General features: G+C 71.7%; 24 protein-coding genes and 1 pseudogene. 5 read left to right on the top strand and 20 right to left on the bottom strand.

The window, feature by feature from the left end; translation table 11 throughout:
- The first annotated feature begins 1 nt into the window (after position 1).
- Together AB0J69_RS14020 and AB0J69_RS14015 are read left to right on the top strand one after the other, a co-directional pair.
- A complete protein-coding gene (locus AB0J69_RS14020) occupies positions 2-1,663 on the top strand; it encodes a serine protease (RefSeq protein WP_364116737.1) in 1,662 nt (553 codons plus the stop codon).
- Between the two features lie 327 nt (positions 1,664-1,990).
- Positions 1,991-2,986 (top strand): aldo/keto reductase, encoded by a 996-nt coding sequence (locus AB0J69_RS14015; RefSeq protein WP_364116735.1) that lies wholly within the window; start codon positions 1,991-1,993, stop codon positions 2,984-2,986.
- Here the strand turns inward: AB0J69_RS14015 and AB0J69_RS14010 are convergent.
- From AB0J69_RS14010 to AB0J69_RS14000, 3 genes are read right to left on the bottom strand one after another with little or no spacing between them, the layout of a single operon-like run.
- The gene (locus tag AB0J69_RS14010) at positions 2,959-3,627 is read right to left on the bottom strand and encodes a response regulator transcription factor (protein ID WP_364116733.1); all 669 of its coding nucleotides are present in this window, start codon (positions 3,625-3,627) and stop codon (positions 2,959-2,961) included. The genes AB0J69_RS14015 and AB0J69_RS14010 overlap by 28 nt on opposite strands.
- The gene (locus tag AB0J69_RS14005; protein ID WP_364116731.1) at positions 3,620-4,714 is read right to left on the bottom strand and encodes a histidine kinase; all 1,095 of its coding nucleotides are present in this window, start codon (positions 4,712-4,714) and stop codon (positions 3,620-3,622) included. The genes AB0J69_RS14010 and AB0J69_RS14005 overlap by 8 nt, the downstream gene beginning before the upstream one ends.
- A gap of 49 nt (positions 4,715-4,763) precedes the next feature.
- Positions 4,764-5,645 (bottom strand): UbiA family prenyltransferase, encoded by an 882-nt coding sequence (locus AB0J69_RS14000; protein ID WP_364116729.1) that lies wholly within the window; start codon positions 5,643-5,645, stop codon positions 4,764-4,766.
- Between the two features lie 238 nt (positions 5,646-5,883).
- Here AB0J69_RS14000 and AB0J69_RS13995 point away from each other — a divergent pair, with 238 nt between their 5' ends.
- The gene (locus AB0J69_RS13995; protein WP_364116727.1) at positions 5,884-7,065 is read left to right on the top strand and encodes a hypothetical protein; all 1,182 of its coding nucleotides are present in this window, start codon (positions 5,884-5,886) and stop codon (positions 7,063-7,065) included.
- Between the two features lie 26 nt (positions 7,066-7,091).
- Positions 7,092-7,868 (top strand): AfsR/SARP family transcriptional regulator, encoded by a 777-nt coding sequence (locus AB0J69_RS13990; protein ID WP_364116725.1) that lies wholly within the window; start codon positions 7,092-7,094, stop codon positions 7,866-7,868.
- Positions 7,869-7,881: 13 nt separating this feature from the next.
- Here AB0J69_RS13990 and AB0J69_RS13985 read toward each other — a convergent pair whose 3' ends face one another.
- From AB0J69_RS13985 to AB0J69_RS13905, 17 genes are all read right to left on the bottom strand, one after another.
- Positions 7,882-8,139 (bottom strand): hypothetical protein, encoded by a 258-nt coding sequence (locus tag AB0J69_RS13985; protein ID WP_364116724.1) that lies wholly within the window; start codon positions 8,137-8,139, stop codon positions 7,882-7,884.
- On the bottom strand, positions 8,136-9,626 hold the full coding sequence (locus AB0J69_RS13980; protein ID WP_364116722.1) for a hypothetical protein: 1,491 nt from the start codon (positions 9,624-9,626) through the stop codon (positions 8,136-8,138). The genes AB0J69_RS13985 and AB0J69_RS13980 overlap by 4 nt, the downstream gene beginning before the upstream one ends.
- Positions 9,627-9,630: 4 nt before the next feature.
- Positions 9,631-10,656 carry a zinc-binding dehydrogenase gene (locus tag AB0J69_RS13975; protein WP_364116720.1) on the bottom strand — a complete coding sequence of 342 codons (1,026 nt, stop codon included), beginning with the start codon at positions 10,654-10,656 and terminating at the stop codon, positions 9,631-9,633.
- Positions 10,653-11,750, bottom strand: a complete 1,098-nt coding sequence (locus tag AB0J69_RS13970; RefSeq protein WP_364116718.1) for a hypothetical protein — start codon at positions 11,748-11,750, stop codon at positions 10,653-10,655. Before AB0J69_RS13970 ends, AB0J69_RS13975 begins: the two co-directional genes overlap by 4 nt.
- Before the next feature lie 45 nt (positions 11,751-11,795).
- Positions 11,796-12,542, bottom strand: a complete 747-nt coding sequence (locus AB0J69_RS13965) for an SDR family NAD(P)-dependent oxidoreductase (protein WP_364116716.1) — start codon at positions 12,540-12,542, stop codon at positions 11,796-11,798.
- Complete coding sequence (locus AB0J69_RS13960; RefSeq protein WP_364116714.1) at positions 12,526-13,602, bottom strand: GNAT family N-acetyltransferase; 1,077 nt, start codon at positions 13,600-13,602, stop codon at positions 12,526-12,528. Before AB0J69_RS13960 ends, AB0J69_RS13965 begins: the two co-directional genes overlap by 17 nt.
- The gene (locus AB0J69_RS13955) at positions 13,587-14,846 is read right to left on the bottom strand and encodes an MFS transporter (RefSeq protein WP_364116712.1); all 1,260 of its coding nucleotides are present in this window, start codon (positions 14,844-14,846) and stop codon (positions 13,587-13,589) included. Before AB0J69_RS13955 ends, AB0J69_RS13960 begins: the two co-directional genes overlap by 16 nt.
- Complete coding sequence (locus AB0J69_RS13950) at positions 14,846-15,826, bottom strand: GNAT family N-acetyltransferase (protein WP_364116710.1); 981 nt, start codon at positions 15,824-15,826, stop codon at positions 14,846-14,848. Before AB0J69_RS13950 ends, AB0J69_RS13955 begins: the two co-directional genes overlap by 1 nt.
- Positions 15,823-16,515 carry a M15 family metallopeptidase gene (locus tag AB0J69_RS13945; RefSeq protein ID WP_364116708.1) on the bottom strand — a complete coding sequence of 231 codons (693 nt, stop codon included), beginning with the start codon at positions 16,513-16,515 and terminating at the stop codon, positions 15,823-15,825. The genes AB0J69_RS13950 and AB0J69_RS13945 overlap by 4 nt, the downstream gene beginning before the upstream one ends.
- Before the next feature lie 2 nt (positions 16,516-16,517).
- Positions 16,518-17,675, bottom strand: coding sequence for a hypothetical protein (locus AB0J69_RS13940; RefSeq protein WP_364116706.1), 1,158 nt, complete (start codon positions 17,673-17,675; stop codon positions 16,518-16,520).
- A 9-nt stretch (positions 17,676-17,684) separates the two neighbouring features.
- On the bottom strand, positions 17,685-18,764 hold the full coding sequence (locus AB0J69_RS13935; protein WP_364116705.1) for a methyltransferase domain-containing protein: 1,080 nt from the start codon (positions 18,762-18,764) through the stop codon (positions 17,685-17,687).
- On the bottom strand, positions 18,761-19,822 hold the full coding sequence (locus AB0J69_RS13930) for a cupin-like domain-containing protein (RefSeq protein ID WP_364116703.1): 1,062 nt from the start codon (positions 19,820-19,822) through the stop codon (positions 18,761-18,763). The genes AB0J69_RS13935 and AB0J69_RS13930 overlap by 4 nt, the downstream gene beginning before the upstream one ends.
- 11 nt (positions 19,823-19,833) lie before the next feature.
- A complete protein-coding gene (locus tag AB0J69_RS13925) occupies positions 19,834-20,883 on the bottom strand; it encodes a hypothetical protein (RefSeq protein WP_364116701.1) in 1,050 nt (349 codons plus the stop codon).
- A gap of 2 nt (positions 20,884-20,885) precedes the next feature.
- Positions 20,886-21,818, bottom strand: coding sequence for a TauD/TfdA family dioxygenase (locus tag AB0J69_RS13920; protein WP_364116700.1), 933 nt, complete (start codon positions 21,816-21,818; stop codon positions 20,886-20,888).
- Positions 21,819-22,158: 340 nt separating this feature from the next.
- Positions 22,159-23,070, bottom strand: a complete 912-nt coding sequence (locus tag AB0J69_RS13915; protein ID WP_364116698.1) for a VOC family protein — start codon at positions 23,068-23,070, stop codon at positions 22,159-22,161.
- 2 nt (positions 23,071-23,072) lie between these two features.
- On the bottom strand, positions 23,073-23,930 hold the full coding sequence (locus AB0J69_RS13910) for a fumarylacetoacetate hydrolase family protein (protein WP_364116697.1): 858 nt from the start codon (positions 23,928-23,930) through the stop codon (positions 23,073-23,075).
- 228 nt (positions 23,931-24,158) lie between these two features.
- A complete protein-coding gene (locus AB0J69_RS13905) occupies positions 24,159-25,493 on the bottom strand; it encodes an MBL fold metallo-hydrolase (protein ID WP_364116695.1) in 1,335 nt (444 codons plus the stop codon).
- A 322-nt stretch (positions 25,494-25,815) separates the two neighbouring features.
- Between AB0J69_RS13905 and AB0J69_RS13900 the strand changes: the two are divergent.
- Positions 25,816-26,027 (top strand): annotated as a pseudogene (locus tag AB0J69_RS13900) (hypothetical protein); the annotation flags it as partial.

Below are 26,027 nucleotides of genomic sequence, written 5' to 3'. Positions count from 1 at the left end.
CATGGCAGTCGCGTTACCCGCCGCGCCCGCGGTGGCCGATGGCGCGCCCGACGAGCGGCCCGATGTGCCCGTGGGCACGTGGCTGGCGGCCCGCACCCAGCCCGCGGTGCAGCTGACCAGCTTCACCTACACCGGTACGGTCGCCGTCCCCACCAGCACGATCAACCAGAACGCCGTCAACCAGCTCACCGAGCAGGCCGTCCTCGCCGTGCAGGCGGGCAAGATCTCGTCGGACGAGCGCAGCATCGCCAAGTGGCTGTTCCAGCAGATCGCCGCCGACGTCGACACCTACCTCGCCGAGACCACCCCGGAACGTACGGTCGACGCCGAGGTCGGCGGCCTGTGCACCGGCTGGTGGGTCACCCCCGACGGGTACATGGTCACCGGAGCCCACTGCGTCCAGGTCGGCGAGACCGAGCTCGGCCAGCTGTTCGCGCAGCAGGCGCTGGCCAAGTTCAACGAGCAGGACGCCAAGGAGATCATCTCTGGTCTGCAGAACATCGCGGCCGACGAGGAGATGGTCAAGCTCGCCCAGCAGATCTACGTCACGTTCAACACCAACCACATGAAGATCCGCGGCCTGAAGCAGAGCCTGTCGGTGCTGCAGAGCCTGCCCGGCGGTGGCGTGGACAAGACCGCGAAGGCGGTCCCGGCGGAGCTGGTGTCGGTGGGCGAGAGCTACCCCGGCAAGGACTTCGCGCTGCTCAAGGTCAACGGCCAGCAGAACCTGCCGACCGTCCCGCTCGGTGACGACGCCGACGTGCGCACCGGCGACTCGCTGTACATCAGCGGTTTCCCGGGCCTGGTCACGAACACCCCGTTCTTCAGCCTGGAGTCCAAGCTGGAGCCGGCGCTGACCGAGGGGCCGTACAACGCCAAGCGCACCACCCAGACCGGCGTGCCGTACATCCAGACCCAGGCGCCGTCCTACCAGGGCAACTCCGGCGGCCCGGTGTTCAGCAAGGACGGCAAGGTCATCGGCATGCTGATCGCCGGCACGGTGAGCGAGGGCGGCGAGGCCTCGGAGAGCGAGAGCTTCGTGCTGCCGGTGAGCATCATCAAGGAGAAGCTCGGCGAGAAGAACGTCAAGCCCGCCCAGGCCGTCACCACGGTCCGGTACAACGAGGCGCTCAACGACTATTTCCGCAACTACTTCGAGGACGCCCTGCCGAAGTTCCGCGAGGTGCAGGCGCTCTTCCCGAACCACCCGTACGTGGCCAAGTACATCAGCGACACGCAGGCGGCGATCTCGGCGGGCAAGGACGAGTCGCCCAGGCCGCTGCTGATGTGGGTGCTGATCGGGGCCGGGGTGCTGGTCGCGATCGTGCTCGCCCTGGTCGTGGTGAAGCTCCTCGGCAAGCGCCGCCGCCGATCCTCACCTCCCGTGAGTTACGCCCCGTACGGTGCGGTGCCGCCGCCCTCGTGGCCGCGGCACCAGCTGCCGGCCGGACATGCCGGTCAAGCGTCGCCGCCGGTCCCGCCGGCCCATGGAGGCACGTACGCCCACAACGGTCAGGGAGGTCACGGGGCCCGGCCCTATGCCGGTGGTGGGCAGTACGGCAACCCTCCGCAGGGGCACGCCGGTCAGCCGTACCTGGACGACCGGACGCGCGACGCCCGCTACGGCCAGTTCGCGCCTCCTCGGGACGGTCACTCCTCCTGAGAACGGCTTCCTCCGGCAGCAGGCGGGGAGGAGCATGAGCCGTTCACGATGTTCCCCCGTAGGTGATCGTCCCCCCGAGGGGCGGCAGCCGGAGGTTCGTGGACCGGCGGCACGTGATCGTGGACGTGCCGCCGGTTCACCCATGCCCGCCCCCGACGGAGCCAACTTTCCCCGGAATGGGCCCCGTTCGTATCCCCGCTGTATCGCGGATCAAGTCTGCCTGGATAGGCCCGGCGCATCGTGATGGTATGTCCGGCGAAACCCTGACCGAAGGCTGCGAGCACGGCCGTCACCGGCACCCGCCCCATCGCGGGATCCCGTGACCCGATGGACGTCAGGCGACTCGGCCACGCCGGTCCGGCCTCCTCCGCCATCGGCCTGGGCGGGACGGCCTTCAGCGGCGCGTACGGCACCGTCGATGTCGGCGCGGGTGTCCGGGTCATCCGCCACGCGCTGGATCTGGGCATCACCCTGCTCGACACGACCTGCCGCACCCGATCCGAGGAGGTGGAGCAGCTGGCCGGCCGGGCGATCGGGGGCCGCCGCCGGGAGGTGGTGCTGGCGGCGCTGGCCCGCCCGGGCAACCGGAGCCTGGCCCGGGCCTGCGACGCCGCCCTGCGCCGGATGGCCGTCGACCACCTCGACCTGTTCTACCTGGACTGCCCGGCCTGGCAGCGGCCCATCGAGGACGGTGTGGGCGAGCTGGCCGAGCTCGTCACGGCGGGGAAGATCCGGCACATCGGGCTGGCCGAACCGCTGGCCGGGCAGATCCACCAGGCCGCCGCCGAGCACGCGATCTCGGCGATCACCTGTGAGTACTCCCTGTGGGAGCGCCGCGCCGAGCTGGACCGGCTGCCCGCGGCCAGGGCGCACCGGATCGGGGTGGTGGCCTGCCGGCCGCTCGGCCGCGGCTTCCTGTCGGGGGCGGCCAGGTTCGGGGCGCACCTGGCGCACGACGACGCGCGGCGGGCCGACTTCCGCATCGCCAGGCACGCGCTGGGGGAGAGCATGCGGGCGGTGCGGTCGGCCGAGGAGATCGCCGCGCAGCTGCACCTCAGCCTGGCCAGGCTGGCCCTGGTGTGGCTGCTGGCGCAGGGCGGCGACATCGTGCCCGTCCCGAGCACGCGCAACCAGGTGCACCTGGAGATGAACGCCAGCGCGGCGGGCATCCAGCCCGACCACGCCCTGCTCGCCCGGCTCGGCACGCTGTTCCCGCCGCTCCAGGGCCCGCCGCTCCAGGGCCCGCCGCTCCAGGGCCCGCCGCTCCAGGGTCTGCCGTCCCAGGGCCCGGCCCCTCAGGACCCACCGTGTCCGGGGTTGTGATGGGTGGACGGCGGTTTGATGAGGGACGCCGCGACGGCCTTGTTCACCGCGTCCACCCGCGAGACCGCGCCCAGCTTGACGAAGATGTTGCGCAGGTGCCGCTTCACGGTCGCCTCCGTCAGGTCCAGCCGGCTGGCGACCTGGCCGTTGCTCAGCGCCTCGGACACCAGCTCCAGCACCTGCAGCTCCCGCGCGGACAGCGGGTTGACGTTGCTCGGCTGCGCCTGGCACAGGCTCTCCCTGGAGACGGCGAGCACGACCCGGTCGTGGTCGGTGCGGGCGGCGTGCACCGCGGCCAGCAGCTCGGCCCGGCGCACGCTCTTGAGCAGGTAGCCCCGGATGTTCTGGGCCAGCAGGCTCCGCACCAGGTACGGCCCGTCGTACATGCTCAGGATGATCACCTCGGTGTCGGGCGAGGCGGCCTGGATGCGGCTCACCGTCGTGGTCACCTCGTCGCCGGGGATCTCCACGTCGAGCAGCACGACGTGCGGTTTCCGCTCGGCGGTGACCGAGACGGCGCCCTCGCTGTCGCCGGCCTGGCCGACCACGACGATCTCGTCGTCGCTCTCCAGCAGCTCCTTCAGGCCCTCACGGAACAGGGCATGGTCGTCCACGATGAGGACGGTGGTGCGGTCATCCATCTCGATGCTCCGATAACGGTACGACGAGTTCCATGTAGGTGCCGCGGTTCACCACCGGTGTCAGCATCAACCGGCCGCCGATCAGCTCGGCACGCTCCCGCATCGACGTCAGCCCCATGCCGGACGACCGGCGCGCCCGGGCCAGGTCGAAGCCGCCGCCGTCGTCCTCGACCATGGCGTGGAGCTGGCTGGGCGCGATGTTCACGCTGATGAGCACCATGCTCGGCGTGCCGTGCGCGAGCGCGTTGCGCACGGCCTCCCTGATGATGAGGAACGTCTCCGCCAGCACCTGCCGGGAGGCCCACGCCTCGTCGCCGTTGACGCGTAAGCGCATGATCACACCGTCGGGGGCGATGGTCTCCAGGAGCGTGGTCAGCTCCTTCTCGAGGTTGTGCACCTGCTCGTCCATGCGCAGGTCGGAGACGATCGAGCGGGTGCTGAGCATGGCGTTCTGGACGGCCTCGTGCGCCAGCGTCACGCGGTTCATGGCGTTGGCCGGGTTCGTCCGGTAGACCTCGGCCAGCTCCAGCTGGTGGTGGGCGACTCCCAGCCCGGAGCCCACCCGGTCGTGCAGTTCACGCGCGATCCTCCGGCGCTCGTCCACGTGCGCGGCGTTGATGTCGTGAAGGAGCTGGGAGGAGTAGGCGAGCGAGGCCTCGTGGACCCGCATGATGACGCTCTCCGTCACGGCGCGCATGACGAGCACGAGCAGTTCCCGGCCGCACGCGTGCTCCGAGAGGTAGTCGGCGGCGGCGTTCATGGTGACGTCCGCGAGGCAGGTCGCGGCCTGCAGCGACGCCCGGGGGTGCAGCCGGCTCTCCGCCCGGGTCTTGCCGATGTCCCAGGCGAGGAGCTTGTAGCCCTCGTCGATGGTGGGGTGGCCCAGCCGCAGGCTCCTCATGACGTCGGTGATGGTCAGGTCGGCATGGGCGAGCAACTGCGGCCGGCTTTCGGGATCGCCGATGAGCGGACTGCTCATGCTCTCCAGCCCGGCCACGTAGGCCGCCAGGAGCGCAGACCGCTCAGCGTCGAGGAAGTCGGCCAGCGCCTCCCGCAATGGCTTGCCGCTTTCGCGCACGTGCGCCATCACTGGGCCCTTCCCGGAAGGTGGGCGCCCGAACGTAGGACATCTTTTATCAAGCCCATAAGACCGACAACAGCACAGCAACATGGGCGATGTACTGCGTTGCCATGAACACTCGGTAGGGGACCCGGCTGCCGGCCCCGACCTTGACGGCCAGCCCGGCCAGCACCACGGCGCCGGCGGACAGGCCGATCGCCATCCCCGCCAGCAGCGGCTCGGCCATGCTCGCCAGGCCGGCCGCGACGGCCAGCGAGGCGGGCGCCGCGATGAGCAGGATCCGCGTACGAGCGAGGCCGTACGCGGTCAGGAAGCTCCGCCGCCCCGCCGCCGCGTCACCGAGGGCGTCGGGCAGGTCCTTGGCCGGGGCGCCGACCAGCCCCATCCAGGCCGCCATGATCAGCGCGACCTGCGGCAGCGGGGTGCCGGTGACCTCGGTGAGCCGGCCGCCGGCGGCGACGAAGCCGGCCGCGTACGTCAGGAGCGCCGCGCTGACCGCCACGGCGACGCTGGTGCTCGGGCGGGACTTGAGCAGCAGCGGCGGGGCCGAATAGGCGTGGCCGAGCACGAGCAGCGCCGCGACGAGGACCGCGAACAGGGGGCCGGCCAGGACGCCGAGGCAGAGCGAGAGCACCGCGGCCCCGCCCGCGACCCTGGCCGCCGTGCCGGGGGAGAGCAGCCCGCCGGCGATGGGCCGCGAGGAGCCGTTCGCCCGGTCCTCGACCACGTCGGTCACCCCGTTGAAGAGGTAGACGAAGAACACCGCGAGTGTCCACGAGCAGATCCCGAGCAGCGCACCGGAGGGCCACGACCCCGCCGCTCCCAGCGCGGCGCCGGCGCCGAACCGCAACGCGAAGACCACGAGCACGGACGGCCGGGACTCACGCAGACACAGGACGGGCACGCGCCACGGCGCCACTGATCGGTCGGCTCTCATAGCCGTATGATGCGTCGCCAAACGAATCTGACAAGGGGTACAACTCGGTGTTACCACTTTAGGAGTCGTGCGGCGATTATTTCGAGTCAGCCGGATGGCGCTTGCGGGGGAGTCGGCTTGTTTAAGCACGTCAGCCAGGTGAAGCTGCAAGGGAGTCGACCCGACCTGACTTACTCCCACTAGAGAGAGATTTTCGGTGATGCCCTCCTCTTCGGCGAGCCGGTTTTATGACTGGAATTTGGCCGCAGGCACCGGTGAACGGCGAGTCGAGCTCAACGACGAAACCTTACGCGACGGCCTGCAGAGCCCTTCCGCGCGCCAGCCCACATCGGCCGAGCGCATGCGCCTGCTCCGGCTCATGGACCGGCTCGGGATCGAGGCGGCGAGCATCGGCATGCCGGCCTCCGGGGCGGCCGCCAAGCGCACCGTCACGGAGCTGGCCGCGTTCGGCGCCGAGGCGACGCCTCGGCTGCGGCTGCACTGCGCCGCCCGGACCGTGACGGGCGACATCCAGGCCGTCGCCGACGTCAGCCAGAAGCTCGGCCGCCCGCTCGACGTGATGGCCTTCATCGGCTCCAGCCACGTGCGGATGGACGCGGAGGGCTGGACGGCCGCGCAGGTCGAGCAGGCCGTTCGCGAGGCCGTCCGGTTCGCCGTCGCGGAAGGGCTGCCGACCTGCCTGGTCACCGAGGACAGCACGAGGGCCAGGCCCAGGCTGCTGCGCCGCCTCTACCTCGCGGCTCTGGACGAGGGGGCCGTCCGGATCTGCCTGTGCGACACCGCCGGACACGCCGAGCCCGCCGGGGCCGCGGCGCTGATCCGCCACGTACGCGAGAAGATTCTGGACCCCGCCGGCCACGACCACGTGCCGATCGACTGGCACGGCCACAACGACCGCGGCCTGGCGCTGGCCAACGCGCTGGCGGCCATCGACGCGGGCGCCTCGCGCGTGCACGCCACCGCGCTCGGCATCGGCGAGCGGTGCGGCAACACGGCGATGGACCAGCTCCTGGTCAACCTGGGCCTGCTGGGCGACGGGCGCGACCTGGACATGCTGGACGAGTACTGCCGTACGGCGTCCGAGGTCGTCGGCCGCCCCATCCCGCCCGAGTATCCGGTGTTCGGCAGGGACGCCTTCTTCACCGCCACCGGCGTGCACGCCGCGGCCGTGGCCAAGGCGGAGCGGGCCGGGGACAGGCGGCTGGCGGACCTGGTCTATTCCGGCGTCCCCGCCTCGCGGTTCGGGCGCCGCCAGGAGATCGGCGTGGGCCCGACGAGCGGGCGCTGGAACGTCCACAGCTGGCTGCGGCGCAAGGGCCTGCCCTCGGACCCGCCGGTCATCGACCGGATCCTGACCGCCGCGCGCAGCGCGACCCGCGTGCTCACCGACCGCGAACTGACCGCTCTCGCAGCGGACTGACGCCGCCCACCACAAGGAAGATCACCATGGCGAACTTCAACCTGCTCGGCCCCGTAGAGATCGTCGTCGACGGCCACGTGCGCACGCTCGGCCAGCACAAGCTGCGCCAGGTGCTGGCCGTGCTGGCACTGCGGGCCAACCAGATCGTGGACACCGACCTGCTGATCCAGGAGCTGTGGGACGAGCGCCAGCCGAAGAACGCGCGGACCATCCTGCACACCTACGTCTACCAGCTCCGCAAGACCTTCGAGCAGGACGGGCTGTGCCGGCACGGCGAGGAGCTGGTGGAGACCCGGACCGCCGGTTACCTGCTGCGGGCCGGCGACGACGACATCGACGTCTTCCGGTTCGACCGGCTCGTCCGGGAGGGGCGGCGGCTGCTCCGCGACGGCGACGTGGCGGGGGCCGCCGCGCTGCTGCGCCGCGGGCTGGACATGTGGTCGGGGCGGGCGGTGGCCGACGTGGTGCCGGGGCCGGTGCTGCACGGGCACACGGTCGCGCTCGACGAGCAGCGGGTCTGCGCCCTGGAGATGCGCATCGAGGCCGACCTGGAGCTGGGCCGGCACCGTGACGTCCTTCCCGAGCTGCGCCTGCTCGTCGAGACGTACCCGTACAACGAGGGGCTCCACGGCCAGTTGATCAGTGCCCTGGGCCGGTGCAACCGGCGCAACGAGGCCCTGCTCGCCTACCAGAACCTGCGCCACCTCCTCGACGAGGAGCTGGGCCTGGCCCCCTCGCCGCAGATCCAGGAGCTGCAACGCGAGCTGCTGTCCGCCGGCATGCTGAAGAAGATGGCGTCATGAACGCGATCGCACCCTAGCGGGCGCGGGTCTTGGCCGCGTCGTTCAGATGCCTCACAGCGAAAGCCGCCGTTGCCGCCGCTCCCCTGGCGCAGCTCAGCGCCTCGCGGGCACCGTCCACGCTGCCCTGGGGGAAGGCGGCGACCGCCCCGGCCGCGCAGGAGATGAGCTCCTGCGTGGCCTGCACCATCAGCTCCTCGCAGCCGTCCAGGTCGGCCACCCGGTCCCGGGCGGTCTCGAGCAGGTCCAGCACCTCGCCTATGTCCGTGCTCATGATGTCTCCTCCAGTCGTATGACCCGGCCGCCGTCCCGGCTGCCGCTCTCCGCGGCGAGCGCGGCGGCCCAGCCGGTCGGCAGCTCCTCGGGCGGCACCAGGTGGTCCAGCACTTCGGGGAAGGCGACCAGGTGCGCCGCACGTACCGGGACGCGGGTGAGAGCGTCCACGTCGGCCGGCGACAGCCCGCCCGCGCCGGCTATCTCCACGGGTCCCGCCGGGATGAGCGCCCCGCCGGGCAGGGCCCGGGCGACGGCCTGCAGGCTGGCCAGGTGGAGGCCGGCGGGCACCTGGGCGACCCGCTCGGCCGCCGCGCGGAACTCCGCGCCCACGCTCAGGGCGTCCACCACTCCCCGCTGCATCACGGGCAGGTACGTGGCCTGGAAGTAGCCGCCGATGCAGCTCAGCCCGCGGGCGAACGCCAGGGTCGCGAAACAGGTGAACAGCGAGGGCAGCAGCTGCCCGCCGAGCAGCGCCGGCACCAGGTCCTCGGGACCGAACTTCCACTCCAGCCGGTGGCCGCGCTCGTCGGTCCCGGTGAGCAGCTCGCCGTCGAGCGTCAGCGGCACCCGCCGGCCCGCGGCGCTGAGGCCCCAGAAGAAGACCGTGCCCCGCGACGGGTCCCGCTGCCAGCAGGCCCGCACCCCGTCCAGCCCGCCGAGCAGCGCGTCGCGCACCTGGGGCACGAAGAACAGCTGGTGGACCAGGCTGCCGGGGTCGTGGAGATCCCGGCTCAGCAGGGCGGCGCTGATCGGCTCGATCGCCAGCTGCACCAGCCGGGCGGGCGGATCGGCCTGGAACAGGCCGTTCCACAGGGCGGTGTTGACGCGGGTGGCCTGGAGGGCGTGCGAGGGCAGCGACAGCGTGTCGGGGGAGGCGTACACCTGGTGCAGGACGTCGTCCGCGCTGCGCGCGCAGAACGCGGAGACCTCCCCGTCCCGCCGCATCCGCGCCAGCCGGGCGCGTGCCCGGTCGATCATCCCGGCGTCGTACGGCAGCGCGGCCAGCACGGTCCGGTGCTTGTCGCGGTTCGGCTGGATGGGCAGCCGCTGCGGCAACGACCCGACCTCGCCGTGCCGGGGATCGTAGAGCCGCAGCCCCATGGGGTAGGTCAGGTTGTTCATGCTGACCGAGCCGAAGCCGAGCACGACGACGTCGCGCGGGGCGCCCGGCCGCAGCGCGAAGAGCAGCGTGCCCTGCACGGAGTCGGCGAAGGTGTCCACCCCGAAGTGGTTGGAGGTGGGCACGATCGGCTGCGCGCGCAGGCCGGCCACCGCCTCGGCGGCCACGGCGGGGCCGTACCAGGCCGCCGTCTGGTCCGCGACGACCTGGTACAGGTCCTCCCTGCTCTGCCACGGCTCGGACCGGCCGGGGCGGAGCCCGGCCAGCAGGTCGGCCAGCGGGGCGTCGGCGAGGCGCCGCAGCGTGTCGCGGACCAGCGGCGAGTGCCGCGCCGCCAGGTCGAGGACGTGAGCACCCAACGTCATGGCTTCAGCTCCACGGATAGAGGACGATCTTGCCGCACTCGTGGCGGGACTGCCGGTCGAACGCCTCGCCGATCCGGTCCAGCGGGTAGCGGTGGGTGATGAACCGCTCGATCTGGTCGGGGACCTCGCCGATCAGGTGGAGCAGCCGGCCGGCGTCGTTCAGGTTGATGTCCAGGCTGCCCATCAGCGTCACCCCCTTCTGCACCAGGTCGTCGTCCACGTGAACGGTCAGCTCGCCGGGCTCGGCCAGGAAGCCGACCGTGCCCAGGCGCCTGACCGCGTCGACGCACAGCCGCTGGTACTCCGGCTGCCCGGAGCAGTCGATCGCGAAATCCACGCCGCCGGTGAGCGACCTGACCTGTTCGAGCGGGTCGCCGTCGCGCGGGTCCAGGACCGTGGCGCAGCCCAGCTCGCGGGCCAGCCGGGCCCGGTAGGGGCTGCGGGCCACGCCGATCACGGTCGCGCCGCGGTACCGGGCGTTGATCACCCCGCCCAGGCCGACCGCGCCCAGCCCGGTGATGAGCACGGTGTCGAAGGAGCCGACGCCCATGCGCTGCATCGCCCCGAACGTCGGCCCGAGGCCGCAGCAGGCCATGGCGGCGTGATCCAGCGGCATCGCGTCGGGCACCGGTACGCAGAGCCAGGCGGGCTTGACGGCGTACTGGGCGAACCCGCACTCGCCCGACTCGCTCTTGCACACCTCCAGCGGGTCCTCGGTGCCGGCGCAGTGCGAGTAGTAGCCGCGCCGGCACAGCTCGCAGGTGCCGCAGGGATAGCCGCACAGCGCCACGACCCGGTCGCCGGGCCGCAGCCGGGCGCCCTCGGGCGCGTCGGCCACGACGCCGGCCATCTCGTGGCCCAGCGAGTCGGGCCGGTTGCGCTCAAGGTAGACCTGGTCGCGGTAGGCCAGATACTCGTTGCACATGGGCGCGGCCTCGACCTTGAGCAGCACGTAGTCACGGCCGATGGCCGGGTCCGGCTTGTCGACGACCGCGCAGGCGCGCGGGCCGGTGATCCGTACGGTCTTCATCGGCCCGGCGCCAGATACTGGCCGATGCTGCCGCGCCGGCGCACGTCCACGGTGACGCAGTGGAACGAGCCGCCGAAGGTGTACACGTGCCGGAAGTCCACCGGGACGCAGCGGAAGCCCCAGTCGGTGAGCAGCTCCATCATCGGCTCCTCCTGGCGCTCCACCACGACGGTCCGCTCGTCCAGGGAGAGCATGTTCATGCTCACCCACGGGCTGCAGAAGTACATCGGCCAGTCCCGCGGCAGCGTCGGTCGCGGCGCCTGGCGGATCTCCCAGCCGCGGAACAGGTCGGTGGGCACGTAGCGCTCCCGGTTGACCAGCAGCTTCCCGGGCGCCAGCGGCAGCAGCGTGGCGTCGATGTGCATGGCGTGCGGGTCGTTCACCTCGATGGTGCGTACGCGGAACGCGCTGCCCAGCGCCCGCTGCACCCACCGGATGCCGAACGCGTTGGTGACGTGGCTGCGCTGCACCACGAGGTCGCGGCCGAACCGCATGAAGTCGGCCGCGTCGAAGACCGGCTCGAACTCGGTGATCGCCCACCCGTCGTGCTCGCCGGTGCGGAACAGCTCCTCGGTGAGCTGGGGGCGGGGGGCCTGCAGCCACCGGGCGTCCTGGTTGAAGTACGACTTGAGCAGCGGCCGGAACGGGTCACCGTCGAACTGGCGGCAGCGCCACGACATCGGGGACTCGATGATGGTCTCCCCGACGACGATGAGGTGGTCGCGCGGCATGGCCGAGTAGAGCCCGCCGGAGGTCACCCAGTGCGGCGTGGCGAGCTCGGCGCCGTGGTCGGCGGGCTCCGGCCGGACCACCTTGACGCCCTCGGCCGCCAGGGTGCGGGCCAGCCCGTCGAGCTCCTCGTCCGCGGCGTCCACCAGGTCCTGCGGGAACGGCTGCCCGCCCCGCTCCTGGAAGAGCCGCCACGAGCTGGGTGGCATCGTGGCGCGCATGGACTCCTGCCAGGTCGGGAAGACGCCGCCGGACAGCCGCCCGACGATCACCTCTTCCAGCGGATCCCATTCGTTGTAGGAGCTCACCACCTTGGCCGGTGCGCGGCGGTCCTGGCGGGCCGGAGCAAGCGAGGACACGGTCATGGGAAATATGCCTTTCTGTTCTCGGGTAACAGCCTTGATCCGGGATCAGCTCGCCAGCCCGCCGGCCGTCTCGCCGCCGTCGATGACGAAGCTCTGCCCGGTCACGAATCCCGCCTCGTCGCCGGCGAGGTAGGCGACGAGCGCGGCGATCTCCGCCGGCCGGCCCAGCCGGCCGAGCGGTATCTTGCGCGCGCATTCCACCAGGGCGGCAGGTGAGTACTCCGCCTCCTGCATCGGCGTGAGCACGTAGCCCGGGCAGACGGCGTTGACCCGGATCTGCGGCGCCAGCTCCAGAGCCATCGTCTTGGTCAGCTCGATCACCCCCGCCTTGCTCACGTTGTAGGCGCTGTAGTCCGGCATGCCGACCATCCCGCTGACCGAGGCGATGTTGACGATGGCCCCGCCGCGGTCGCGCATGCGCCGGGCGGCCCGCTGGGAGACCAGGAACACGCCGGTCAGGTTCACCCGCAGGATGCGGTCCCAGTCGGCCAGCGGCACGTCGAGGAAGGCGCCCGGGCTGCTGATACCGGCGTTGTTGACGGCGACGTCCACCCCGCCCCAGCGGCGGCCGATCTCCTCGAACGCCTCGTCCACCGCCGCCGGGTCCGCCACGTTGACGACGAGCCCCAGGTCGGCTCCCGGTACGCGGTCGTCGAGCCGGTCCATGGCCGCCTTGTCGCGGTCCATGACGGCCACCCGGGCGCCGTCGTCGACGAAGCGGCGGGCGATGGCGGCGCCGATGCCGGAGGCCCCGCCGGTGACGATCACTCTGCGCTCAGCCGGTGTCTTCATGGATGCTCCGCCAGGTCTCGGGGTCGAGGGCGCTCGCCGTCCGCGGGTCCTCGCTCAGCCGCCGGTAGAAGCTCGCGTTGTGCTGCCGCACCTGGTCGGCGGCGGCGTTCAGCACGCTGTCGGGGGAGAGGTCCAGCAGCCACACCGGCCGCAGCTTGGCGCCGTACAGGGCCTTGGCCTCGTACGACTTGAGGCCCGCGTGGACCCAGCGCAGCCCGAGCTCGGCCGCCAGGTCGAGCTGGGCGGCCAGCACGACGTTTCCGTACTCGGCCGCGCCGGACAGCCGGTCGTAGTCGAAGCCGGCCCAGCGCAGGAAGATCGCGTCGGTGCCCACGTAGTACAGGCAGAACCCGACGGGGTCGCCGCCGTCGCGGCAGCAGAGCGCCACCCGGGCGGCCGCGCCCATGTGCACGGCGTGGCTGTTCAGCGCCACGCGTTCCACCTCGGGCTCGCTGTCGATGCCGTATTTCGCCAGGGTCTTGGACGCCGGCACCGCCAGCAGGTCGACGCAGTCGGCCAGCGGCAGATGCCTGATCTTGTACCCGGCGTCCTCGAACGCCCGGCGGCCGGTGCGGATGCGGTAGCGCTTCTTGGACGACAGGTAGCCGGGCCAGCCGTCGACCGCGGTCCACGCGTCGGCGTCCATCACCACGGCGGGCGCGGTGACCCCGGCGCGGCGGGCCAGCTCCAGCTCGGACGTGGGCAGGTACATCGCCACGCAGGGCCGGCCGGCCGCCCGCGCCCGCAGCTCCTCGATGAGCGCGGGCACACCCTCCGGCGCGCCCAGGAAGTGGGTCTGGTAACCCTCGCGGGGTCCGACCATCAGCCCGGCGGGCGGGGGCGCCGGCAGGCCGCGCGCCGCCAGCTGCTCGGTCCACCGGTACAGCGGCAGCGCCGGCGGCCCGGTCAGCTCCACGTACGGCACGGCGGCCCCGTCGCGCACCACGGCGTCGCCCGATCCGCCGTATTCCGCCGCGCAGAAGCGCAACCAGGCACTGGTCGAGTAGAAATGCGGTCCGGCCAGCTCGTCCCAGGCGGCCGGGGTCAGTCCAGCGAGCACAGCGTCTCCTTCGGGCCGAAGATCTCGTCGCCGACCGACCGGATGCGGGTGACCGCGAAGACCACGGCCCCGGCCAGCAGGGCGGCCACGGCGATCACCATCGCCGTCCGGACGCCGAGCTGCTCACCCAGCAGCCCGCCGAGCAGTCCGCCCAGCGGGATCGTGCCGAAGACGAAGAACCGGTAGGTCGCCGTCACCCTGCCGAGCAGCTCCGGCGGCACGATGGCCCCGCGCAGGCTCAGGCTGTGCACGTTGAACACGGCCAGCGCGAGGCCGTACACGAACAGGCCGGCGGCCAGGACCGAGCCGGCCACGAGCGGGGACCCCGAGGCCGCGGGCACCAGGCCGAGCGCGGCGCAGCCGAGGATCATCGTCCAGACCATGGTGCGGCCGACGCCGAGGACCTGGCCGGCGCGGTCGGCCACGAACGAGCCGGCCAGCGCGCCCACGCTCCCGACGGCCAGGACGGCGCCCAGGAGGCTGGTGGACAGGTGCAGCTCGCGCACGCCGTACAGCAGGTACAGGGTGAGGATGACCTGCTCGAACAGGTTGAACCAGGCCGAGCCCACGGTGAGCGGGCGCAGCAGGGGGTCGCGCAGCGTGGTGGACAGGCCTTCTTTGATCTCCGTCCAGGTGGAGGCCCGGTCCGCCGGCCGGTCGGGGGGCGGCTCGCGGTGCCGGATGGCCGCCACGCTCACCGCGGCGGCCAGGTAGGTGACGGCGTTGGCCACGATCGAGACGGGCGCGGTCAGCCACTGGACGAGCAGGCCGCCCACGCCCGGGCCGCCGATGGACGCGATCGAGTACGTCGCCTCCAGCCGGGAGTTGGCCTGGACGAGCTGGTCCTTGGACACCAGGGACGGCAGGTAGACGACGTAGGCCACGTCGAAGACGGCGGTGAGCAGGCCGGTCAGGAAGGCGATGGCGTACAGGACGGGCATGGACAGCAGGTCGGCCACGTAGAGCACGGGGACCAGGCCGAGCAGGGCCGCCCGGCCCAGGTTGGCGATGGTCAGGGCGGGGCGTTTGCGGTTCCCGTCCAGCCACACCCCGGCGAACAGGGTGATCAGCAGCACCGGCGCGAACTGCATGGCGGTCAGGACGCCCAGCTCCCCGGCGGTGGCCTGCAGGGTGAGGATCGCGGTCAGCGGCAGGGCCAGCACGGTGATCTGCGCGCCGAACTGCGAGATCGTCTCGCCGCCCCACAGCTTGAGGAAGTCGCCGTGACGCCAGAGGCCGGCCATCACGCCACCTGAGCCGCGCCGAGCCTCTGGTGCAGGGTCGCCAGCTTGGGGCGGTACCGGGGGGCGTCGGCCGGGTCGGCCGCGTACCACAGCGACCACAGCTCCACGCCGGTGAAGCCGTACCGGCGCTTGAAGTCGTCGTTGCCCTTGCCGAGCTCCAGGCGCTCCCACCCGCGCTCCAGCCCCATCCGCAGCAGCTCGTAGAGCGTGAACAGGTACGGGCTGACCTCCTTGACCACCGTGTGGTCCATGCCGCCGGACCACAGGTAGAACCGGCGGTCGTGCTCCATCCCGACGAAGGCGGCGACCGTGCGGCCTTCCCAGTCGGCCCGCAGCAGCCGGCCGTGGGGGGTGTTCGCCACCGCCTGGAAGCCGGCCCGGTCGTACAGGACCGGCCAGTCGTGCCGCACCGCGGAGCCGTTGGCCAGCTCGACGACCTCGTCGATGCGCTCGGGCGCGGGATCCTCCTCCATGATCAGCCGCATCCCCCTCTCGGTGGAGCGCCGCCACCGCCTGCGCCACTCCCGGCGCTTGTCCACGTCGCCGAGATCCGGCTCGGGGCCGCCGCCGATCGTCCGGTGGTAGGCGTGGTCCAGCCGCACCATGCCGTCGGGCTGCCGGACGGTGGCCCACTCCAGGGCCGCCTCCAGCGGCAGGTTGAGCACGAGCAGGCCGCAGGTGCCGGGCATCTGCCCGGTCGCGTAGTCCATCAGGCCGGCCACTTCATCCGGCTGTTCGGCCAGGTACGCGGGGCCGTACCCGGCGTAGAGCGAGCCGACGGTGAGGATCGGCCGGTCCCAGATCCGGCCCAGCTCCGTGTCGAGCTCGTAGCCGTGCCAGAAGGGTGAGTATTCCAGGCGCTGAAGGAGGGGCCGGTCGGTCTGTCGCAGCCGCTCGACGGTGTTGCCGCTCCACGCGGTGAGCCATTCCTCGGTGTCGAATACGGTACGTGGATAATGCGTGATGTGTGGCATTGTCATGGTTTCCTCCACGGTACGGCGGCGCCGTATTCGGCAAACCGTTCGCCGTGAAAAGCGGCGCTCACCATGGTGCCCAACTCGTAATGCCAGAATTCCCACGAGTACGGCGCGAAACCTGCGCCGAGCATCGCCCAGTAGAGCATTCGGCGCAGCCGCCGGTATTCGGACCGGGGGTCATTCTCGTAATGCGTGAGCCAGGACCGCTCGTTGAACTCGTCGAACTCCGCGCCGAGATCCAGCTCGCGACCCTCGGAATCGCACAGCGTGACGTCCACCGCGCCCCCGGTGGTGTGCGGCGGCGGCAAGGTCAGGAACTCCTCCTGGTCGGTGGGCGGCAGCGCCAGATACATTTCGACCGTGGCGTCGTCGCCCGGATCGGGGAGCGTCCGGCGGAACTGCTCGACGATCTCGGCCTGGGTCTCCAGCGTGCGCAGGCCGTCCCAGACCAGGATGTCGATGCCGTCGGGCAGCGCGGCCGAGGCGCTCCGCAGCCCCGCCAGCACCCGGCGCCGGACGAAGACGCGGCTGTCGGCGGCGGCGATGCCGCGCCGGTGGTAGGCGGGGCCGGCGTGCACGTCCGGCACGCCGGCCACCTCCACCAGCGGCTCGCCGCACTCGCGCACCCCTATGCCCGGCGGCGGCGACACCGTTGGCTCGATGACGATGGGCCCGTCCAGTGTTGTGATCATCGTCAGCTCCCGAACCATGCCTTGGCGAACCCCTCGGACAGATCGGGTGGCAGCTCGACGGGCTCGGCCGGGGAAAGGCCCTCCACGGGGGCGGTGTAGCCCCACGCGTAGGCGCCGGAGTTGGGCAGGACGACCAGGTCTCCCTCGGCCAGCGGGGGCAGCGTCGCGTGCCTGGCGATCACGTCGAAGGAGTCCATGACCGGGCCGAGCACGGCCGCGGGCACCGGGTCGCCGGACCGCGCGGCGGCGGCGATCTCCACGCCGGCCTCGGGCTCGATGAAGGTGGTCTCGAACAGGCCGGCGTACGCGCTGGTGTCGAGATGCACCAGCCGCCGCCCGGCCACGACGCGATCGGCCACGACGCGGCTCAGCATGGCCATGGCCGGCTGGCAGAGATACCGGCCGGGCTCGCACAGCACGTCCACGTCCGGCGGCAGGGCCTGGGCGATCCGCTGGAAGAAGCCCGGGTGATCGTGGTGGAACCGGTCGCGGGAGCCGGGGAACCCGCCGCCGATGTTGATCGTCGGCACGGCGACCCCCGCCTCGGCCAGCCGCTCCCGCAGCCCCAGCAGCACGTCGAGACCGCGCAGGTACGGTTGCGCCTGCTCCATCTCCGCCCCCGCGGTGCCGACGAAGAACGACAGCGCCTCGACCTCGATGCCGCGTTCGACGGCCCGTCCGGCCAGGCCGGCGAGCACGTCAGGGGTGTTGCCGAAGCGCACGATCGAGCGGGTGGACTCCCCGGCGTCGGGCGGCCGCAGCCGCAGGGTGATCCTGGCCGTGTCCGGCAACATCTCCAGACCCCTGGTGTCGTCCACCACGAACCGGGTCACTCCGGACGCGAGGATCCTCTCCAGGTTTCCCGGCGTGATGACCGGGTTGAGATAGGCGATGCGGTGCGGCGAGACCCCCAGGTCGAGCAGGGTGGCGAGGTGCCCGGGATTGGTGACGTTGAACTCCTCCACCAGCGGGTCCAGCGCCCGCAGCACCAGCGGGTGGGCGTTGGCCTTGGTCGCGTACGAGATGCGGGCGCCGAGCCGGGTCCGCAGTTCGGCCACCCCGGCGCGCAGCGTGGCGGGGGCGAACAGGAACGCCGGCGTCCCGATCCGCTCCTTTTCCGCCCAGTCGGCCACCTGGTCGACGAGCTGCTGGGAAAGCATGACGGCTCCTCAGTGGTAGTCCGGACCACGCAGCAGGTAGCCGAGTTCGATACCGCTGGAGTCGATGTGCGGGTCGGTGGAGGTGAAGCCGGCCACGGTCAGCCCGGCCCGCCGGAACAGCTCGTCCCAGTAGGCCTTCCTGGCCAGGCGCTGGCGGGTGAAGTAGTGGATGAGGAAGTACGGGTTCCAGAAGTTCCTGGCCACGCCGTGCCGCATGACGGCCGGGTTGCCGATCTCGTCGCTGACCTCGATGACGACGACGTTGATCCGCGGGAACCGGGCGACGACGTTGCGCAGCAGGTCGAGCACCGCCTCCTCGCCCTCCTGGGCCAGGATCTCCTGCAGCACGTAGCCCAGGACGATCAGATCGGGCCGGCACTCCGGGGGCGGATCGCGCAGGAAGTCGGTGGCCGAGGCGTTCACCAGGCGGACCCGCTCGGCCATGCCCGTCCGCTCCACCAGGCCCACGGCCGCCCGGTAGCCGTCCGGGTCCGGCTCCACCCCGACCGCCCGCAGGCCGGGGACGGCCTTCGCGAACTCCGTGAGGTACAGCGCGTTGCCGCAGCCGAGGTCGAGCAGCTCCTGCGCGGTCACGCCGCCCTGCTCCAGCAGGTCGAGGGTCATCGGCATGCCGTCGTAGCGGCTGATCTCGCAGCTGCCCACGCCCACGTACGCGCCGTTGCGGGTGCAGTCGGGGGCGCCGCGGGCCAGGGCGCCCCCGATCTGCTGGATCGTGGTGGCGTATCCGCCGATGAGGAAGGTGTACCAGGCACGGAACTCGTCGAGCCCGCGCGCCCGGCCCGTCAGCGCGACCCGGTCGTCCTCCAGCTGCACGATGTCCTCGTTGGCCAGGTAGAGCAGGAAGCCGCGCAGCCGGTCGACGTCCATGGTCAGCTCGTCGGCGAGGGCCGGGATCGGGACCGGCGGCCGGTCGGCCAGGGCGTCGTAGATGCCGGTGTCGAAGAGGTGGTGGATGCCCACCGCGAGGAAGTGCTCGGTGATGGGCCGGATCGCCTCGACGAGCCGCAGCTCGAACGACGGGTCCACGGTCGTCCTGAGCGGGCTGGTCAGGGTCGTGGTGGTGGTCACGGCGTCCTCCCGGATCGGTCGTCGGCCGGCCCTGGGGCCGGAGCTGGGGCCGGCTCAGGGGCCGGGACCTTCTCGCGCGACGCGTCGGTGGCCGGATCGTTCTCGCGCGAGAAGTCGCCCCAGCGCAGCAGGTCGAACAGCCGCTTGCCGGTCGATGGCGGGCTGAAGAAGAACGTGGTCTGCTCCCGGCGGCGCAGCAGCCCGTGCGCGACGAAGTCCCGTGCCGTCGCGGCCCAGTACCGCGGACCGCTCCTGAGCAGCAGCGAGGCGTAGTCGGCCGCGGTCATCGGGCGGCCGAACCAGTGGTTGACGGAGACGGACGGCGTACGCGCCCTGATGTCGTGCCAGCAGCCGCGCGGCATGAACAGCACGTCACCCGGCCCCACGGTGCCCGCGTAGAACACCGCCCGGCGCAGCCGCGGGAACCGGTCCAGGTCCGGGTCCATCAGGTCGACCTGGCTGTTGACCAGGTTGCCGGGGAACGGGTAGACGTCACGGGCGTGCTCCCACGGCACCAGCACCACGTGCTTCTCGCCCCAGATCTGGCAGAAGAAGTTGTCCTTCAGATCCGAGTGCAGCATCGACCTGGTGCCGGCCGAGCCGATCCACACCCGGGTGTCCGTGCCGTCCGGCAGGCCGCCGCTGAGCGGCTCGAAGTCGTAGTCGCAGGCCGGGAACAGCTCGGCGGCCCGGGTGTAGGCCAGGTAGCAGGGCGAGTCCGCCGGGGTGGTCAACATGGTGTGGACGAACTCGGCGAACGGGAGCGTGCGCTCGTAGTTCTTCTGGTCCTGGGGGAACAGCACGCCGCTGGCCGGCAGCCCCATCAGTGCGGTGACGGGGCGCCGGCCGTGCGTGCCGGCCAGGTTCTCGGGCGTCCAGCGAGTCCTGGCCGGCCACGAGTCGGACAGCCCCGGGAACACCATGGGGCCCGAGCGGTCGGCGATGGCCTGCCGTACCGCCGCGGGCGTGGGGTTGCCGTGGCGGGGCAGCGGCCGCACGTCGAGACCGGCCTCGCGCAGCGTGTCGGCAGGGTCAACCTGCTGGTGCAGCGAGCACATGAATGGGGTCCTTAGCGGATCGACGGTTGCCGGGGTTCTGGGACGCGGGCGAGGTCTGGGGGGACCGACGTCTCGGGTACGACCGACGTCTCGGGTACGACGCCGACACAGACCAGGCGCGGCTGGCCGGTCACGACATATCCGGATTCGGTGCTGGTGACGGTGAGGGCGGCGCCGGGCTGGTACCAGCGGCACCGGTGCGGCCAGAACTCGATCTCACCCTCGGGCAGGAGCCCGAGCTCCCTCCCGACGTGCGTCATGGCCACCGTGCCCGAGCCGCAGGCCAGCGTCTCGCAGTTGATCGCGCGCTCCCACGTGCGGTACTCGACCCGCCGCCCCTCGACCCGGGCGAAGTTGAGGTGTACGCCCTGGGGAAAGAGGTCCCGGTAGGCCCGGTTGACGTGGGTGCCGATGTGGTGGGCGAGGGCGACCGACTCCGTGATGTCGTCACCGTCCGGCTTGCCGATGGCCCCCCGCGCGTCGATGAACAGCTTCTCCGCCAGCTCGTCCGGCAGCCCGTGCCCGCGGAACAGCGCCAGATGGGGCTCGCCGCTGAAGGTCAGGTAGCCGCCCAGCTCGCCCACGCCCGGCACGTCGAGGCCGCTGATCCGATCGATCCCGTCGGCCGGGGGCGGCCCGCTCCGGTTGATCAGCTCCGCCGGGACCGGGCGGGTCTCGCCCATGTTGACCCAGGTGCGGCGACCGTCCCCCTCCGCGCCGATCTGCACCGGCCGGGGCCGTCCGGTGGGGAGCTCGGTGAGCACCCGCCACTGATCGCCGCAGTGCTCCCGCCGCAGCACGGCGGCGGTGCACAGCAGCCCGTTCCCGCAGGACAGCGTCTCGGACCCGTCCACCTCGAAGATCCGGAAGACGTAGTCGGCCGCGCCGGTGGCCTCGGAGAGGTACAGGACGTTGTCCGTCCCCCCGATGCCGAAGTCGCCGTTGAGCGCCCAGCGCGCGAAGCCGGCCCGCTGCTCGTCGCCGGCCAGCGGCGTGCGGGTCTCGTCGACGATGATGAACGTGTTGCCGAACGAGGTGTACTTGCTGAACCGGATGTCCATGGTCACACCGCTGTGGGGATGGGACCGGTGGCCACCGGCAGCCCCACGTCGCTCTGGATGAGCGACTTGACGCCGGCCGCCAGCTCGGTGGAGTCGTCGGGCAGGCGCGTACCGAAGAGGTTCTCGCAGTGCCTGGCCCGCAGGTCACGGTCCTTGCCGTGATATTCGGCCCGCCGGTGCATCATGCGGTAGTTGTCGATCACCGCGACCTCGCCGGCCGACCAGCCGATCTCGATCTCGTGCTCGAACGCCCAGCGCTCCACGATCTCCAGCAGCTCCCGCGGCACCGGAGTGCCGTCGCCGAGCGTCATGCCGTAGAACGTCTGCTCCGTCATCGCCTGCAGCATCGTGTTGCTGAAGCTGTCGTCGCCGTTGGGCGTCCTGACCACGATCGGTGTCTCGCAGCAGGTGTACAGCGTGCCGTCGGGGAGGAACTGGTGGCTGAAGCCGGGCAGCGAGTCCAGCACCTGCCCGACCTCCCCGGCCGTCGCCCCACCGGCCGCCGTCCGCCAGGTCTCCTCGCCCCAGTGACGCTCGAAGCGGAGCGTGTTCGCCCGGCAGAACTCGCGCCAGCGCGGGCTGAGCTCATTGAGCAGCCGCACCCCGTCGACCGCCCCCGTGGGTGCGCCGCCGTCACTGCCCTCGAACAGGCACAGGAACCAGATGGCATCCGGCCTGTAGGGGTTGTAGGAGTCCTCGGCGTGGAAGCCCAGCGCCTCCCCGCCCTCCGGGTAGTGCACGTGGCGGGCCCCGGCACACGTACCGAACCGCCCGGTGAAGGCCTCGAACTCCGCCAGGGTCGGCTGGTATCCCGTGAAGTGCACGTAGCCGTCCTTCTTCAGGAGCGGTACGACGATCGCGGGGTCGATGTCCGCGAGCCGCTCACCGGGACCGGCGGCGATTTCGCAGCCAATGGTCTTCGAGAGAATCTTCATGCCACACCTTCCGGATGTTCCGGCCGTCCATCACCGCCCAGAATCACCCGTCTGGCTATATTGGCTGTCGAACCCCGTTGATGCGCCGCTGAAACCTGCAACTAGGGGTGGCGAGCAGTCCAGATGCCCGCTGTCACCCCCGTCTTCGGCCCAGGTGTTGAAGTACGCCACCGCCACCGCCGATCACGCAGGGCGGGCGCGTGCGGGGTCGCGCCGGCGGTGCGGCGCAGCAGCTCTTAGGTGGAGGCGGGCAGGCCCCGCTCGGCCAGCGGCACCGCCTCCACCAGCGGCAGATCCTCGGGAACCAGGACCAGCGGCCGCTCACCCTCCGCGTGGTGGCTCATGATCCGTGCGCTCCCGCCATCAGCGCGGCCAGGTCCTCCGGCTCGATGAACGACGGCGGCACCGGCGGCCCCCAGTTGTAGAGGATGCGCATGTCGTGGAACACCTCCGGCTCCCAGATCGCCTCGTCCACGATGCAGTCCAGGTCGGAGTAGTACTCGGAGAAGTTGCCCGCCGGGTCCTTGAGGTACCAGAAGAAGTTCGAGCCGATGTGGTGGCGGCCCAGCCCCCAGACGTGCCGTTCCGGATGCCCTTCCAGCATCCGGTGGGCGCCGCGGCCGATCTCGTCGACGTCCTCGACCTCCCAGGAGGTGTGGTGCAGGTACGGGATCGGCGCCGGCTGGACCAGCACGTTGTGGTGGTCGGTCGAGCAGCGCAGGAACGCGGCGATGCCCGGCACCTCGTCGCTGACCTTGAACCCGAGGCCCTCGGTGAAGAAGCGCCGGCTGGCCTCCTGGTCGGTGGAGCCGAGGACCACGTGGCCGAGCTTGCGCGGCCGTACCGGCTGCTCGCGCAGCACGCCCGGCGCGCGGGCGTCGACCCGGTCGGCGCGGCCGGGCCCGTTGTAGACGGGGGAGGGCTCGGCCGGGCGGGCGATCCGTTCGGCGACCGACACCTGGACGCGGACCTTCGTGCCGGGGTCGGTCACCCGGCCGTCAGCATCGAGCGCCAGGTCCAGCCGGGCCAGGCCGGCCCCGATGCGGCCGAGGTCGTCGGCGTCGTCCACGCCGACGCCCAGCTCGACCAGCCGCCGGGTGGGCGCGTGCACCAGGTGGAGCTGCTCGCCGCCGTCGGCGGTGGCGAAGGTGTGCTCGCCGGTCGCGAGCAGCCCGAAGTCGGCGTAGTAGGCGGCGGTCTCGGCGACGTTCGGGACGCCGATGGTGATCCGGGTCAGGCGGTGCAGGGTCATGGTCAGGCTCCCGTGAACGTGGTGCGGAGGGTGCCGATGCCCTCGATCGTGCTGTGCAGGTGCTCGCCGGGGGCCAGGAATCGGGCCGGGGTACGGGTGCCGCCGATGCCGCCCGGCGTACCGGTGAAGATCACGTCGCCCGGCAGCAGCGGGGTCACCGACGACAGCCGCTCGACCAGCTCGGGCACCGAGAAGATCATCTGGCTGGTACGGGCGTGCTGCATGCGCTCGCCGTCCAGGTGGCAGGCGATCTCCAGGTCGTCGGGATCGGCGAACTCGTCCGGGGTCACCAGCCACGGCCCCATCGGCCCGAACCCGGGGAAGGACTTGCCGAGGGAGAACTGCTGCGGCTGCGGCGGCGACAGTTGCGTGACGCGTTCCGACAGGTCCTGCCCCACCGTCAGCCCCGCCACGTACGACCAGGCGTCGCCCGCGGCCACCCGGTGAGCATGCCGGCCGATCACCACCACCAGCTCCACCTCCCAGTCGGTCAGCCCGCCCTCCGGCAGCACGACGACGGCGTCCTGACCGGTCAGGCAGGAGACGAACTTGGTGAACACCGGCGGCCGGGCCCCGGGCTCGATCCGCGACTCCTCGGCGTGGTCGCGGTAGTTCACCCCGATCGCGAACACCTGCCGCGGCGCGGGCGCCGGAGCCCCCAGCTCCGCCTCGGCGAACGGCACGGGTTCGGCGGCGTCCGGGCTCCAGGCCCGCAGCTCGTCCCAGCGCTCGAACAGCGCCTGCGGGCCGGCTGGAAAGCGCCCACCGCCGGCCTTCTCGATGTCGATCGCGCCGCCGTCGGCCAGCAGCACCGCCCGGCCGGCGAGGTTGGCAACCCGCATGAGCTTCCCTTCGTCCATCGGCTTGTCACCCTGATTCAACGAAGGCCCGGCCCACGGCCGCTTGCGCGCCCAGCCCAAAGTCTCGCCGCCGATTGGTCCCGGCGGTGGCCCCGCCCGGCCTCAGCACCCCGACGGGATGCTGCGCCGGCACCAAAGGGCCGCCTGCCTCGGCCTCGGCGCAGTCGACGTCGGCACGGGACGCGAAGATTCTCTCCCGGGTCGGCTGGATGGTGGGATGCGAGGAGGTCAGGCGCCGTCGCGCTGGTGGAGCGCGGCGACCACCTCGGAGACGCCCGCGTCGGTGAGCACGAGCGGCCGGTAGCCCTCGCGGGCGAGGAGCCCGCCGGCGATGCTCGCGCGGCGGCCGGAGGCGCAGGCGACGAGCACGGGCCGCTCCGGATCGAGCTCGGCGGGAACGCCCTGGGTGAACAGGTCGGGCAGGAAGCGCTCGACGGCGCCCGCCAGCCGCGTCCGCTCCCGTTCGCTGGGCATCCGCACGTCCAGGAACTGGGCGTCGGTCTCGGTCAGGCGGTGGACGAAGGCGTCCAGGTCCAGCAGCTCGTACGTCTGCGTGGCGTCCTTTCCGAGGCCGCGCACGACGCCCTGCACGGTGTCGACCCCGACCTGGGCGAGCTGGGTGACGGCCTCGGTGACGTCCTGCCCGGGCTCGGCGACCAGGGTGATCGGCTGCCGATAGGGGAGCAGCCAACCTGCCCAGCTGCCGAAGTCGTCGTCCAGCTCGATGCCCAGGGAGCCGGGCAGCATGCCACGGGTCTGAGCCTCGCGCGGCCGGACGTCGACGACGTACGAGCCCGCCGCCGGTCGCCCGAGCTCGGGCACGCTTACGGGCGGCATGGGCGGCACGCCGAGCGTGTTGGCCGGGCCCATGTGCTGATAGAAGTCGGGGATGGGCATGGGCGCGGCCAGCAGCGCATCGGCGAACTCCTCAGGATCGTCGATCGCCAGCAGCGGGTTGTCCTGCCGTTCGGCCCCGATGGTGGAGGTCAGCTTGCCGGAGCCGGTGGCGGTGCAGAACGAGCCCTTCCCGTGAGTCGGGTACAGGCCGACATCGGGAGGCAGCGCGGCCAGCCGGCGTAGCGAGACGTACTGGAGCCGGGCCAGCGAGCGGGCCCGGTCGGGGCCGAGCAGGTCGGGCCGACCGGCCGAGGCGACCAGCAGGCTGCCGCCGGAGAACAGCGCGACCGGTTCGCCGCCGATGAGCACGAGGTAGCTCGTGTGCTCGGGGGTGTGACCAGGTGTGTGGACGGGCCGGAGGGTCAGGCCGCCACCGCCGTCGATGTCCTCCAGATGGAAGGCGGGCGTGTGCCGGTACGCGGGCGCGGCGGCCGCGGGCAGCACCAGCTCGGCGCCGGTACGCAGCGCGGCCTGCTCGGCGCCGGAGACGTAGTCGTTGTGCAGATGGGTCTCCAGCACGAATCGAACCTCGGCGTCACACTCGGCGGCGGCCCGCAGGAAGCGGTCGATGTCGCGCTGGGGATCGACGAGGACGCCCATGCCCTCATGGGTCAGCAGGTAGGTCTGGTCGCCCAGGCCGGGCGTCCGGAACGACATGACGTCCATCGTTCTTCTCCTCGGATCAAAACAAGGCCGACCAGTCAACTGCCCAAGGAAGCCTGCCGCCCATCCATCCCCGAGGGCGTCCAGGGAAAGGCCTCAGCCTCCGCGGCCTTGCCCATTACCCAGGTCCGCCACTCGCCCGGCGGCGATGGCCCATGCGGTGTCGTGTCAGCGGCCGCGTCAGGAGGGCGACGGCCCGGTATCAGAGCGGTCGGCGATGGTTGAGCCCATGAACGGAACAGCGAACGCGGCACCGACAGGCCGCACTCCACCAGCCGTCCGTTCAACCGAATTTCTCGTAACAGATCTGAAGGAGCACCCCACCATGTCCCTCACCCTTTCCGGCCAGGACACGCTCACCCTGCGGACCGCCGCCTGGGGCGCGGTCTGGCTGATGTCCGCCGCCGGTGCCGCCGGCTCGGCCCACAAGGCCGCCACCGAGGGCAGCATCGCCCTGACCTCCGCGACCGGCCCGGTCGGGCACGTGCTCACCAAGGCGCCCAAGGGCGTGAAGTACGGCAAGACCGTCGCCGCACT

It is taken from the genome of Nonomuraea sp. NPDC049709 (assembly GCF_040674815.1).
In the GTDB taxonomy this organism is placed as follows: Bacteria; Actinomycetota; Actinomycetes; order Streptosporangiales; family Streptosporangiaceae; genus Nonomuraea.
This window is presented reverse-complemented; position numbering and strand designations above follow the sequence as displayed.